Source organism: Streptomyces sp. NPDC090445 (assembly GCF_044769385.1).
Taxonomy (GTDB): domain Bacteria; phylum Actinomycetota; class Actinomycetes; order Streptomycetales; family Streptomycetaceae; genus Streptomyces.
This window is the reverse complement of record NZ_JBIVXV010000003.1, coordinates 471,795-484,031: the sequence shown is the minus strand read 5'-3', so window position 1 is coordinate 484,031 and position 12,237 is coordinate 471,795. Positions and strand designations below refer to the sequence as shown.

Here is a 12,237-nt window from a genome sequence, read left to right as displayed (position 1 = left end):
GCAGACTGTGCGCTCTGATACCGGTCTCGCCCGGTCACTGTGCGCTGCGGCTCCTGCGAACCGGTCGGCGTCCGCCTAGATTTGGCCGCGAGCGGACGGCCCCGGGAACGACGGGGGTGTCACCGGGGCCCTCTCGCTCACATGCGGGCGGCCGCGCTGCGGATGGCCTCGCGGATGCGGAAGTAGGTGCCGCAGCGGCAGATGTTGGCGATGGCGTCGATGTCGTCGTCCGTGGGCGAGGAGGTGCGCCGGAGCAGGGCGACGGCGGCCATGATCTGGCCGGGCTGGCAGAAGCCGCACTGGGAGACGTCCTGTTCGAGCCAGGCCTCCTGCACAGGGTGCAGTTCGTCGCCGTTCGCCAGTCCTTCGATGGTGGTCACCGACCGGCCCGCGCAGGCCTTGACGGGCACGACGCACGGGCGGACGTCCTCGCCGTCGAGGTGGCTGGTGCAGGCCTTGCAGACGTCCACGCCGCAGCCGTACTTGGGGCCGCGGACACCGAGCATGTCGCGCAGCACCCACAGCAGGGGCAGGTCGTCGGGCGCGTCGACGGTGACGCTCCGCCCGTTGACGGTGAAGGTGTGCAAGGGCACGGCGGGGCTCCTGAACTGCCGGGTCAGCGGGGGTAGGGGGTGAAGTCGACGTCGAAGTCGAGCGGGAAGCTGCGGGGGGTTTTCCCGGTGGCCCGGGCCCAGGCGTTGGCGATGGCGCCCACGGCGGCGGGCACGCCGAGCTCGCCGGCGCCGCCGGGCTCGTCCCCGGTCGCCGGCATCACGATGACGCGCACGTCGCGCGGGGTGTCGCGCTGCCGGGCCCAGTGGAACTGGCTGTAACTGCCTTCCAGCGGAAGCCCCTTGTCCAGGTGCAGTCCGGCCCGCAGGGTGGTCGAGACGGCGTCGGTGAGCCCGCCGATCATCTGGGCCTCCAGGCCGCGCGGGTTGACGGGCAGGCCCACGTCGACCGCGATGACGGCCTTGGTGACCCGGACGTGCTCCGGGTCGCGCGCGTCGATCTCGACGAGGCAGGCCGTACGGGACTTGTACTCCTCGTGGAAGGCGATGCCCTGGGCGCAGCCCGCGGGCATCGGCCGGCCCCACTGCCCTTCCGTGGCCGCCGTGTCGAGGACCGCGCGCTGGGCGTCGGCCTTGAGGAAGGTGCGGCGGAACCGGTACGGGTCCCGCCCGGTCCGCGCGGCGAGTTCGTCGACGACGATCTCCTCGGCGCCGCGGGTGTTGGCGGAGTACACCGAGCGCCAGGAGCCGGTCGGGATGCCGGTGGGCACCTCGGTGAGGGTCTGGGTGGTGAGGCCGAAGTGGTAGGGGGACTTCACGGTGGTGTGGAACAGGGTCTGCGCCAGGGTGGCGTTGCCGATGCCGGACGGGAGGCTCGCGGCGGTGGCGGTGACGATCTCGCCGAGGCCGTGCCGGAAGTCGGTCTCGGCGGCGGCGACCCGGTGCTGGAAGCCGAGGACCTCGCCGAGTGCGTACGTGGCGCGGATGCGGTGGTGGGTGGCGGGGCGCATCCGGCCGTGCCGGGTGTCGTCGACGCGGGTCCACATGAGGCGGACGGGCCGGCGGCAGGCCTTCGAGACGCGGGCGGCCTCCAGGGCGGCGTCGGAGAAGAGGCGCCGGCCGAAGGAGCCGCCGGCCTGGACGACGTGGACGGTGACCCTGCCGACCGGCAGGCCCAGTTCGGCGGCGATGGTCTGGCGGGCGACGATCGGGGACTTGAGCCCGGACCAGATCTCGGCGCGGTCGTCACGCACGTCGGCGACGGCGCAGTTGGTCTCCATCGGCGCGTGGCTGACGAAGGCGAAGTCGAACTCGGCGTCCACGTACGGGGTGAGCAGGGGCGGGACCGGCGGCGGGGGGACGGCGGCGCGCAGCTTGGCCCGGACGTCGGCGTCCGAGAGGTGGTCGGCGGGGCCGGGGCCCCAGGAGACCTGGAGGGCGGCCTTGGCGTCGATGGCCTGGCCGAAGGTCTCGGCGACGACGGCGACGCCGGTCGGGATGGTGACCACGTCGAGGACGCCGGGCATGGTGCGGACGGCGGCGAGGTTGGCGACGGAGCGGACGGTGCCGCCGAGGGTCGGCGGGCGGCGCACGACGCAGGGCTTGGCGCCGGGCACGTCGAGGTCGAGGGTGTAGCGCTGGGCGCCGGTGACCATGGCGCGGGCGTCGATGCGGCCGGTGGGCCGGCCGACGAGGGTGTGCTGCCCGGTCTTCTTCGGGGTGGCGCCGAGTACGACGAGGGCCGGGTCGGCGGCGGCAGCGGAGAGGCTGCCGTAGTAGGCGGTGCGGCCGTCGAGGGCGTGTACGGAGCCGTTCGCGGTGGTCAGGGAGGTGGCGGGGAGGTTCCAGCGGCGGGCCGCGGCGGCGACGAGGCGGGCGCGGGCGGTGGCGGCGGTGCGGCGGACCGGCCCGTACAGCGAGCGGATGGAGTTGGAGCTGCCGGTGAGCTGGTTGAACAGCAACTCGGGACGGGCGTCGTCGAGTTCCACGCGGACGGCGGCGAGCGGCGCGTCGAGCTCTTCCGCGACGAGCATGGCCACGGCGGTGGTCAGGCCCTGGCCGACCTCCTCGCGGGGCAGCCGGAAGCGGACGGTCCCGTCGGTTTCGACGGTGAGGACGAGCAGGGCGGCCGTGGGGGCGCCGGCCAGGATGAACAGGTCGCCGAGGTCCACGAGATCGGCCGGGGCGGGCAGGGTCGGGATCACAGCGTGGGCGGGCTGCGGGGCGAGGGCGTCGGCGCCGGCCCGGGTGACGAGGGCGAGGGTGGGCGCCGCGACCAGGTGGGTGAGGAAGGAGCGGCGGCTACGCCCGGTCATGTCGCTGTCCCCCGATGCTGCGGGCCCGTTCGCACGGCCTCTACCGTCACTTCCGGCTGGTTACCGCCACGTAGGGTAGCGGCCGTCCCACGGGGTGGGAAGCGGAACGACGGGGGGAGCACGCGGGAGGGGGTCCTTCGTTCGGGGGGTGCCCCGTCGGGGCGCGGCAGGGCGCCGCGTACGAGTCCCGGCGCCCGAACGGGCCGTCCCTCGACCGTGCGCTCGACCGCCGGCGCCCCGGCAGGACTGTTTCCGGCCACGGGCGGACGATGGAGGGAGAGAACCCCACAGGAAGAGAACCCCACAGGAGGTGTGTGGCGATGGCGAAGTTCATGGACGTCCACCACGACATGAAGGGCATCACGCGGGAGCAGCTGCTGGCCGCCCACAATGCCGACCTGGCGATCGAGAAGGACGAGCGCGTGCACTTCGAGCGCGCCTGGGCCGACCCGAAGTCGGGCACGGTGTACTGCCTGTCCGAGGCACCCTCGGCCGAGGCGGTCCAGCGGATCCACGAGCGCAGCGGCCACCCGGCCAGTGAGATCCACCCGGTTCCGCTCATGGTGTGACGGCCGGGATCACCCCGGGACGCACGCGGACGGGGGCGATGACGGGCCGACCCGAGATCGCCGGCCGGAACCCCGACGGGTACCGCGAACGGAATCATGACCGGAATCGTTCGCACGGCCAGGAGACCGGCCGCGAGGCCCTTGGCATATGCCGGAAGCAAGACCTTGGCGGATGTTGCCAAACGCCTTACAGGTTCTTGCGGCCTGTGCCAGAGTCGTCGTAGGCCCACCCTTCATACCTGGCCGCGTCGCGCCTGTATCGGAGTCCCCATGCCGTCCCACCTGTTCGCGGACCGTCCCGCGCAGCCGCCCGAGCCCGGGTCGGTGGACGCACTGATCTCGCAGGCCCGGCGGCTGCGCGGCGGTGTGGACGCCGTGCGCCGCGACACCGTCGTCGATGACGACGACGTCCAGGGCCGCTGGCAGCGGGCGCTGTGCGACCTCGCCGTGCACCACCTCGACGACCTGCGCGAGCAGCTGGACCAGCTCAAGGAGGGGCTGCCGCCCGCCCCCGCCCTCCAGGAGCTTCCGGAAGCGGGGCCGGAGGCCGACGCCGGCACCGCCCCGCAGACCCGCGTCGGCAGCGCCGAGTGGAACCTGCTGACCGACGAGGTCGCCTGGTCCGAGGAGCTGTTCCAGATCTTCGGCCGCTCCCCCGAGGCGGGCCCGCTCCCCCTCGACGAGCTGGGGTCCACCCTGTTCTCCGAGGACCAGCCGCTGCTGACCGCGATGGTGACGGCCTGCCTGGTCGACGGCAAGCCGATCGACGGGGAGTTCCGCATCGTCCGGTCCGACGGCCGGGTCCGTACCCTGCACATGAGAGGCGAGCCGGTGCTCGACTCCGACGGCTGCACCGCCTCCATGTGGGCCGTGCTCCGGGACGTGAGTGAGCTGCGCCGAAGCCAGCGCGCCGTCCGCGAGTCCCGTGACTCGCTGCAGCGCCGGCGGGAGATCGCGCAGACCGAACACCGGCTGGCGGTCGAGCTGCAGGAAGCCGTGCTCCCCCCGTGGCGCGGCTCCCTGCGGTTCCCGCACGGCAACACCGGCGCGCTCGACGTCGCCGCGCACTACCTCCCGTCCACGGGCATCACCCCGATCGGTGGCGACTGGTACGACGCCCTCGAACTGGCCGACGGCTGCTCGCTGCTGACCGTGGGGGACCTGACCGGCCACGGGGTGACGGCCACGTCCGGCATGGCGATGATGCTCGGCGCGCTGCGCGGCATGGCCATGGCCGGAATCGAGCCGGGCCCGCTGATGGGCTGGCTCAACCAACTGCTGGAGGCCTCCGCGCAGCCCGCGCTCGGGTCAGCCGTCTGCTGCCGCTACGACCCCGCCCGCCGGACGCTCTCCTGGGCCCAGTCCGGGCACCCGGCCCCGCTCCTGTTCCGCGGCGGCGCCGGCCGCGCCCTGGTCCCGCCGGAGGGCGTGCTCCTGGGCGCGACCTCCGGGGCGGCGTACGGGCAGGCCGAGGAGCGGCTGGAGGCCGGTGACGTCCTGGTCCTGCACACGGACGGACTCGCCTCCGGCGGCACCGGCGCGGTCCGGCCGGACGACGGCACCGAGCGGCTGCTGGCACTGGCACCGCGGATCACTGCGGCACGGTCGGCGCAGGACTGTCTGCGGATGGTGGTGGAAGAGTTCGGCGAGAGCGACCGCGAGGACGACGCCTGTGTCCTCGTCGCGCGGGTCGCGGACTGACGGACCGCAGACGACCGTGGGACGTCGCGGCCGCGCCGAACGGCGCGGCCTTCCCCGTCTTCGCGGGCCTGTGGAGGCGAACGGGGATGCGGAAGCGGAACCGGATGCACATACGGATGCGTATGCGGATGCGTATGCAGGGGTGGATGCGGCTGCTGGTTCCGGTGCGGGCGGGGATGCGGATGCGGTGGGCCGGCTCAAGGTCTAGACGGTCTGCTGCACGGGGCTGTTGGGCAGGGCGAACTTGATCTCGGCCCGCAGGTCCTCGATGCGCGCGTAGCCCGCGTACTCGGCCGTGAGCCGGTACATCTCGCGCAGCCGGTCCCACGTCCGGTGCGAGGAGGTCTCGTTCATGGAGACCAGGGCCAGCCGCGCGTACCGGTCGGCCTGTTCCGGGTCGTCGGCGAGGAAACAGGCGGAGGCCATCGAGATGTAGTCGAAGATCTGCGAGCGCTGGTGGCCGCCGGGCCGCAGCCGCAGCGCCTCCTTGGCGTGCTGCTGGGCGATGGGGGCGGCGGCGGGGTCGTGGTCGGCGAGGGTGCGGTAGGCCAGGGCCTGCATGCCGTGCAGGTCCGCCTCGTCGAAGTGCTGCATCCACGAGGGCGGGGGCACGTCGCCCTTGTCCGACACGAACAGCTCCTCGGCCTCGCCGAGCGTGCGGCGCATGGCCTGGCCCTTGCCCAGGGCGGCCTGCGCCCAGGCCTCGATGGTGTGCAGCATGGCGCGGGTGCGCGGCAGGGTCTGTTCGCCGGAACCGGACTGTGCCAGCTTCATCAGGTCCAGGGCCTCGTTGGGGCGGCCCAGGTGGACCATCTGGCGGGCGGCGCGGGACAGCGCCTCCCCGGCGCGCGGCCGGTCGCCGCCCTCGCGGGCCGCGTGCGCGGCGATGACGAAGTACTTCTGCGCGGTGGGTTCGAGGCCGACGTCGTGGGACATCCAGCCCGCCAGGACCGCCAGGTTGGCCGCCACCCCCCACAGCCGCCGCTGGAGGTGGTCGGGGTGGTGGTAGGCCAGCATGCCGCCGACCTCGTTCAACTGCCCGACCACGGCCTTGCGCTGCAGGCCCCCGCCTCTGGAGGCGTCCCAGGCGCGGAAGACCTCCACGGAGCGCTCCAGGGCCTCGATCTCCTCGGAGCCGATGGGGGCGGCCTCGTAGCGGTCGAAGGCGACCGGATCGGCCTGGAAGGATTCGCCGAAGCGCTGTGTGTTCTTGACGGCGCGCGGGTCGGTGTGGAGCCAGTCGTACATGGCGTTGGTGAGGGCGGAGCCGGCGGTGAGCGCCACTCCCGCGCCCATCAGACCGCGACGGTTGAGCATGAGGTCCATTCCCGTGAATTCGGTGAGGACCGCGGCTGTGCGTTCGGGCGCCCAGGGCATGCCGTCGGGGTTCTCCTGCACCCCGTCCGGCTGCCGTTTGGAGGTGCGCCGCTGCCGTACGAACCCGAGGTCCTCGATGGTCACGACACGACCGAGCCGCTCGGTGAACAGGGCCGCCAGTACGGTGGGCACCGGTTCGCGGGGGGTCTCCCCCATGTCGATCCAGCGCCGCACGCGCGAGGTGTCGGTGGCCAGCTGGTGGTGGCCCATGGCCGCCGCCTGCCGGTTGACCATCCTCGCCAGCTCACCCTTCGACCAGCCGGCCAGGCCGAACAGGTCGCTCAGTCGGGTGTTTGGTCCTTTGCTCACGTCAAGCCCCCAGGTTCTCGGCTGATTTGACACTAGCCCTCCGTCAGGTGCCCCACGACTATTCGCCAGGCTTCGCCAGGGCACGCTTCGTGGTCCGCCACCCGTCGCCCGGTGTCAGGTAGGAATGCGCCTCCCCGACCCGGTCACCGGCGGAACTCCCCAGGGTGAAGTACGGGATCGGCGGGGCGGCGTACGCAACTCGTCGGCGCACGAAGGGAACCGCAAGCCATGTACGCAGCAACGTCCTCCGTGTCCGCGCCGGTCCGGCCGCACCGCACGCTCCAGGCGGGCGGCGGCTCGTATCTCGACCCCGGCCGTCCCGCGGCACCGGTGCCGGGCGTCCTCCGGGCACGGCGCATGCCGGGGGCCGCCGCGCAGCCTCCCAGCGGAAGAATCGACCTGTCCGGGCCGCAGGGTGCGCAGCTGCGCACCGCGCTCGCCTCGGTGCAGCGGATCTGTCCGGAGTTCGCGCCGGTGCAGGTGCTGCGGCGCAGCGGCCGGTCGGTCCTGCTGGTCGGGACGACGGGCCGGGCGACGGCCGTGGCGAAGGTTTTACTGGACCACTCGCCGGAATGGCGGGAGCGGTACCGGCACGAAATAGCGTCGTACCGGGCGTTCGTCCGACACCGCCCGCCGGTCCGGGTGCCGCGGCTGATCGCCGCGGACCCCGAGAACTGCACGCTGGTGGTCGAGCGGATGGCGGGCCGGGTCGCGGCATTGCAGCGGCACCCCGTGGAGGCCCCGCCGCGGGCCGACCTGCGGATCGCGCTGGGAGCGGTGTGCCGGGTGAACCAGTGGCGGCCGCCGACGGAGCTGTTCGGGGACCCGCTGAACTACCCGCAGCGGATCGCGCGGTACCACGAGCTGGGGCTGCTCACCGACCGGGACCTGGGTGACCTGCAGAAGCTGCTGCACGGCCTCAAACTGGCGGGCGTGCAGCGGCAGTTCAACCACGGCGACGCGCTCCTGTCGAACCTGCTGCTGTCCCCCGCCGGGCCGGTGCTGCTCGACTGGGAGCACGCGGGCTGGTACCTGCCCGGCTACGACCTGGCCACGCTGTGGACGGTCCTGGGCGACGCCCCGGCCGCGCGCAGCCAGATCAGCCGGCTCGCGCAGGCGGCCGGACCGGCCGCGCGGGACGCCTTCCTGGTCAACCTGATGCTGGTGCTGACCCGGGAGATCCGGATGTCCGAGACGGCGGTCCAGCGGTCGATGGCGGCGGCCGCCCCGGCGCAGCCCCTGCCGGCGGGCGCCCTGTCCTCCGGCGAGGAGCAGCGGCTGCTGCTGCGCCGCCTGCACGACGACTGCGGCATGGCCCGCAGGGCGGTACGCGCGGCGGTCGGGACCCGCTGACCCCGGGCGGTCCCGCACCCCGTACGAAAATCCCGTGGCGCACACAACCGGTGTGCGTACCACGGGATTTCGTGCGTCCGGGCTCGCGCGTGGCTTGACTTCCCGTGCTCCCGCGCACAGTTTTCTGATACGGCATCAGGTTCGGTGTCCCCGTGTCCCGTGTCCCTCTCCTGCTGGAGCCTGCCCATGACTGCGAGCGCCTCCCCCTCCCCCGCCCCGGTTTCCCGGACGCGGCCCTCCCGCCGGTCGGTCCTCGCCGGAGCCGGGGCCGGGGTCGCGGCCGCCGTGCTGCCGGCCGCCGCGGCCCGGGCCGACGGCTCCGGCCAGGGGGCTCCGCCGGTCGAGTACGACGTCGTGGTGGTCGGCTCCGGGGCCGCCGGGATGACCGCGGCGCTCACGGCCGCCCGGCGGGGCCTGAGCGTGCTCGTGGTCGAGAAGGCGCCCGTGTTCGGCGGCTCGGCGGCCCGGTCCGGGGCTGGGATCTGGCTGCCGAACAACTCGGTGATCCTGGGCGCCGGCGTGCCCGACACGCCGGAGAAGGCGGCGGCGTACCTGGCCGCGGTGGTCGGGCCGGAGGTGCCGGCGGACCGGCAGGCGGCGTTCCTGGCGCACGGACCGCGGATGCTGGACTTCGTCATGGCCAACAGCCCGCTGCGGTTCCGGTACATGGACGGGTACAGCGACTACTACCCGAACCTCCCGGGCGGGCTGCCGAACGGCCGTTCCATCGAGCCCGACCAGCTCGACGGCAACGTGCTGGGCACCGAACTCGCCCGGCTGAACCCGGCGTACCTGCCGGTCCCGGCCGGGATGGTGGTGTTCAGCCAGGACTACAAGTGGCTGACCCTCGCCGCCGTCAACGCCAGGGGGACGGCGGTGTCCGCCGCATGCCTGGCGCGCGGCACGGCGGCGGCGCTGCGCGGGGAGAAACCGCTGACCATGGGCCAGGCCCTGGCGGCCGGGCTGCGGGCCGGCCTGCTGACGGCGGGGGTTCCGGTGTGGCTCGGCAGCCCGCTGGTGGACCTGGTGCAGGAGGGCGGGGCGGTCACGGGCGTCGTGGTGGAGAGGGAGGGCGTACGGGGTGTGGTGCGCGCCCGCAAGGGGGTCGTGATCGGCTCGGGCGGCTTCGAGCACAACGCGCAGATGCGGGCGCAGTACCAGCAGCAGCCGATCGGCACGCAGTGGTCGGTGGGCGCCAGGGAGAACACCGGCGACGGCATCCGGGCCGGCGAGCGGGCCGGGGCTGCCCTGGCGCTGATGGAGGACGCCTGGTGGGGGCCGACGGTCCCGCTGCCGGGGGAGCCGTACTTCTGCCTGGCCGAGCGCACCCTTCCCGGCGGGCTGATCGTGAACGGGGCGGGCGTCCGCTTCGTCAACGAGGCGGCCCCGTACAGCGACGTGGTGCACGTGATGTACGAGAAGGACCGGGGCGCGCCCGGCTCCCACATCCCCGCCTGGCTGATCGTGGATCAGAACTACCGCAACAGGTACCTGTTCAAGGACGTCCTGCCGGCGATGCCGCTCCCGGAGTCCTGGTACGGGGCGGGCGCGGTCCGGAAGGCCTGGACGTGGGACGCGCTCGCCGGGCGGATCGGGGTGCCGGCGGCGGCGCTGCGGGCGACGCTCAACCGGTTCAACGCGCAGGCATGGAACGGGTCCGACGGCGACTTCCACCGCGGGGACACGGCGTACGACCACTACTACACGGACCCCGGCGTGTACCCGAACTCCTGCCTGGCGCCGGTGTGGGTGCCGCCGTTCTACGCCTTCCGGATCGTGCCGGGCGACCTCGGGACCAAGGGCGGCATCGTCACGGACGCGCGGGCCCGGGCGCTGCGGCCGGACGGCTCGGTGATCCGGGGTCTGTGGGCGGCGGGCAACGCGAGCGCGGCGGTGATGGGGCACAGCTACGCGGGCGCGGGATCGACGATCGGCCCCGCGATGGCCTTCGGCTACATCGCGGCGAACGACATCGCGGACGCCTGAGCGCTCCGCGGGAGGTGCCGCGGTGGTCCGGCGGCCGTCTGCGGCCCGGTTGAGGCTGCTCGCGCAGTTCCCCGCGCCCCTTCGGGGCGCTCCCGCACCGCCGCCGGCCCCGCCGTCAGCCCTGCTGGAAGAGCTCGGCGGGGAGCGGCTTGAGCAGGGCGTACAGGTCGTCGCTGATGGGCCGGTCCCAGCTGGCGATGGTGACCAGCACGTTGTCGCTGCGGTCGAACTGGACGCAGCTGATCCGGCCCTCGGAGAGCTTGACCTTCCGGACGATGAGGAGGTTGTCGCCCTGCATCACGGGGCAGTCCTCGATCCCGGTGACATGGACGTCCTCGTCGTTCTCCAGGGCGTCGAGGAGCTGGGCCACCTCGAAGGGGACCTGGCCCTCGCCGAGGTCCCGGGCCGGGGAGCCCTCGGGCAGGTTGCCGATGATCATTGCGGGGCCGCGTCCGCCGAACAGGTCGTAGCGGAGAAAGACGCCCTGGCAGCTGCCGTCGGGCGCGGGGAGCAGCCCGGCCCCGAGATTGCCCGGCCAGTCCCCCGGGTCCATGGCCAGGACGTCGAAGTCCGGGCCGGCGGGTGTGGCGGCGCGGTTGCGGCGGAGGAAGGACATGCGGCCATGGTACGTGGCCGGTCGCGGTTTCCGGATCCCGGGGCGGGCAGTGGCGGGCTCCTACAGGGGCGGGACGAGGGTGAACCAGCGCGCGAGGAGCTCTTCGTCTCCGGTGACCGCCAGATCGTCCGCCGGGATCCGCCGCCAGAGGAAGAGCATGAGGTCGGAGGCGGTGCCGGCGGCCTCGACGTGCGCCGGGCCGGTGGCGTCGCGCTCCACCCGGACGAGGTCCCCGGAGAACGTCACCGTCCAGGATCCGGGACCGTCCGTACGGCGGAACCGGTAGCACTCCCCCGCGCCGGGCGGGGCGGCGGCCACGGCGCGCCGGAAGGGGGCCATGACCTCGAAGGTCTGCGGGACGGCGTCGGCCGCCACGGCCGCGTCGACGGGGCCGGGGGTTCCGGTGGCGCCCTCCGCGTCCCAGCGGTGGATCGCGAGCTCGATGGTCTGCATCCGGAGCCAGAACCCGCTGGTGTGCCCGCTGCGGTCGGCGGACCAGGTCCACACGGGCTCCTCGGGTCCCAGCTCGTGGAAGAAGTCCGCCAGCTGCCGCGCGCCCTGCCCGAACCAGTCCGTCACCTCCGGCGGCAGCGGCCCGCGGTTCGGCGCCCGCTCCGGGAGCGGCCAGGCGGCCCGGGCCGCCGGGTCCTCGGGGAGCCCGAAGAGGGAGGGGTCGGTGGGGTCGGGCGGCTCGGTGAGGCGGTCGCGCAGGATGCGTCCGACGAAGCGGTGGACGACGCCCAGATGGCCGAGGAGGTCGGAGGCCGACCAGCCGGGGCAGGAGGGCACGAGGGGCAGGGGGCCGTCGCCGGCTTCGGCGACGGCGCGGCCGATGGCCTTCTCGAAGGCCAGGGTTTCGTTGCGGAGGTGGGACAGGCGCTCGCTGTGGTCCATGCGGCGACTCTGCCCGTCGCACGGGCGTGCGTACCGGATTGCGCTGCGGGCGTACGCGGACGTAGGCGTACGTAGGCGGACGTAGGCGTACGTAGGCGTACGTAGGCGTACGTCCGCGGTCGTGCACGGTCGTGCGTGGTTGCGCGCCCCCCGGCTGCCTGCGTCCGGGCGCGCCGAAGCCGCCGGGCGTTGCGGATGCACGGTCCGGCGGCGTCGGCGGATTGCCGGGGTGGTCGGGTCAGGTGAGGTCGAACTCGCCGCCCCGGGCGCCGAGGACGAACCGGCGCCACTCGTCCGGCGCAAAGATCAGCGACGGGCTCTCGGGGCGCTCGCTGTTGCGCATCGCGATGAAGCCCTCGACGAAGGCGATCTGGACGTCGCCCGCTCCCCGGCTGCTGGACTGCCAGTCCGCCTGGGTGAGGTCCAGGTCGGGCTTGCCCCAGCCGGAGGACGGCTGCGAAATGATGGTGTCTGCCACGTGCGTGCTCCTCCCGGTACGTCGTCCGGGGCCAGGGTAGCCATCGCGGCGCGTGTCGCACAGGCCACGGTGCGTCACTTGCGACCGGTACGTCGCGGGGCGCGGCCTGTTCCCGGTGCCTGTTCCT

General features: G+C 73.5%; 10 protein-coding genes. 4 read left to right on the top strand and 6 right to left on the bottom strand.

The genetic code is table 11. The annotated features are described in order from the left end of the window. Nucleotides 1–137 precede the first annotated feature (137 nt). Together ACIQUT_RS10205 and ACIQUT_RS10200 are read right to left on the bottom strand one after the other, a co-directional pair. Nucleotides 138–593 (bottom strand): (2Fe-2S)-binding protein, encoded by a 456-nt coding sequence (locus tag ACIQUT_RS10205; protein ID WP_403561407.1) that lies wholly within the window; start codon nt 591–593, stop codon nt 138–140. 23 nt (nt 594–616) lie between these two features. After that, nucleotides 617–2,827: a molybdopterin cofactor-binding domain-containing protein gene (locus tag ACIQUT_RS10200; protein ID WP_403561405.1), complete on the bottom strand. Its 2,211-nt coding sequence runs from the start codon at nt 2,825–2,827 to the stop codon at nt 617–619. A 320-nt stretch (nt 2,828–3,147) separates the two neighbouring features. On the opposite strand from ACIQUT_RS10200, the gene ACIQUT_RS10195 reads away from it, so the two are divergent. Together ACIQUT_RS10195 and ACIQUT_RS10190 are read left to right on the top strand one after the other, a co-directional pair. Next, entirely contained in the window at nt 3,148–3,396 is a 249-nt protein-coding gene (locus tag ACIQUT_RS10195) for an SCO4226 family nickel-binding protein (RefSeq protein ID WP_403561403.1), read from the top strand. A 270-nt stretch (nt 3,397–3,666) separates the two neighbouring features. Continuing rightward, entirely contained in the window at nt 3,667–5,097 is a 1,431-nt protein-coding gene (locus tag ACIQUT_RS10190) for a PP2C family protein-serine/threonine phosphatase (protein ID WP_403561401.1), read from the top strand. Between the two features lie 204 nt (nt 5,098–5,301). Here the strand turns inward: ACIQUT_RS10190 and ACIQUT_RS10185 are convergent, their stop codons facing one another. After that, entirely contained in the window at nt 5,302–6,783 is a 1,482-nt protein-coding gene (locus ACIQUT_RS10185; RefSeq protein WP_403561399.1) for a hypothetical protein, read from the bottom strand. Nucleotides 6,784–7,011: 228 nt separating this feature from the next. On the opposite strand from ACIQUT_RS10185, the gene ACIQUT_RS10180 reads away from it, so the two are divergent. Then, complete coding sequence (locus tag ACIQUT_RS10180) at nt 7,012–8,136, top strand: aminoglycoside phosphotransferase family protein (protein ID WP_403561397.1); 1,125 nt, start codon at nt 7,012–7,014, stop codon at nt 8,134–8,136. A 186-nt stretch (nt 8,137–8,322) separates the two neighbouring features. After that, nucleotides 8,323–10,122 (top strand): 3-oxosteroid 1-dehydrogenase, encoded by a 1,800-nt coding sequence (gene kstD / locus ACIQUT_RS10175; protein WP_403561395.1) that lies wholly within the window; start codon nt 8,323–8,325, stop codon nt 10,120–10,122. 115 nt (nt 10,123–10,237) lie between these two features. Here kstD and ACIQUT_RS10170 read toward each other — a convergent pair whose 3' ends face one another. The 3 genes from ACIQUT_RS10170 to ACIQUT_RS10160 all read right to left on the bottom strand — a co-directional run bounded on the left by ACIQUT_RS10170 (nt 10,238) and on the right by ACIQUT_RS10160 (nt 12,110). Next, nucleotides 10,238–10,738: a hypothetical protein gene (locus tag ACIQUT_RS10170; protein WP_403561394.1), complete on the bottom strand. Its 501-nt coding sequence runs from the start codon at nt 10,736–10,738 to the stop codon at nt 10,238–10,240. A 60-nt stretch (nt 10,739–10,798) separates the two neighbouring features. Then, nucleotides 10,799–11,632: a maleylpyruvate isomerase family mycothiol-dependent enzyme gene (locus ACIQUT_RS10165; RefSeq protein WP_403561392.1), complete on the bottom strand. Its 834-nt coding sequence runs from the start codon at nt 11,630–11,632 to the stop codon at nt 10,799–10,801. Nucleotides 11,633–11,870: 238 nt separating this feature from the next. Beyond that, a complete protein-coding gene (locus ACIQUT_RS10160; RefSeq protein ID WP_403561390.1) occupies nt 11,871–12,110 on the bottom strand; it encodes a DUF397 domain-containing protein in 240 nt (79 codons plus the stop codon). Nucleotides 12,111–12,237: the final 127 nt, after the last annotated feature.

Excerpts from the sequence above, each read along its gene's own strand:
- ACIQUT_RS10200 (WP_403561405.1), bottom strand. The coding sequence starts at position 2,827 with ATGACCGGGCGTAGCCGCCGCTCCTTCCTCACCCACCTGGTCGCGGCG.
- ACIQUT_RS10195 (WP_403561403.1), top strand. The coding sequence starts at position 3,148 with ATGGCGAAGTTCATGGACGTCCACCACGACATGAAGGGCATCACGCGG.
- ACIQUT_RS10190 (WP_403561401.1), top strand. The coding sequence starts at position 3,667 with ATGCCGTCCCACCTGTTCGCGGACCGTCCCGCGCAGCCGCCCGAGCCC.
- ACIQUT_RS10180 (WP_403561397.1), top strand. The coding sequence starts at position 7,012 with ATGTACGCAGCAACGTCCTCCGTGTCCGCGCCGGTCCGGCCGCACCGC.
- kstD (WP_403561395.1), top strand. The coding sequence starts at position 8,323 with ATGACTGCGAGCGCCTCCCCCTCCCCCGCCCCGGTTTCCCGGACGCGG.
- ACIQUT_RS10170 (WP_403561394.1), bottom strand. The coding sequence starts at position 10,738 with ATGTCCTTCCTCCGCCGCAACCGCGCCGCCACACCCGCCGGCCCGGAC.
- ACIQUT_RS10165 (WP_403561392.1), bottom strand. The coding sequence starts at position 11,632 with ATGGACCACAGCGAGCGCCTGTCCCACCTCCGCAACGAAACCCTGGCC.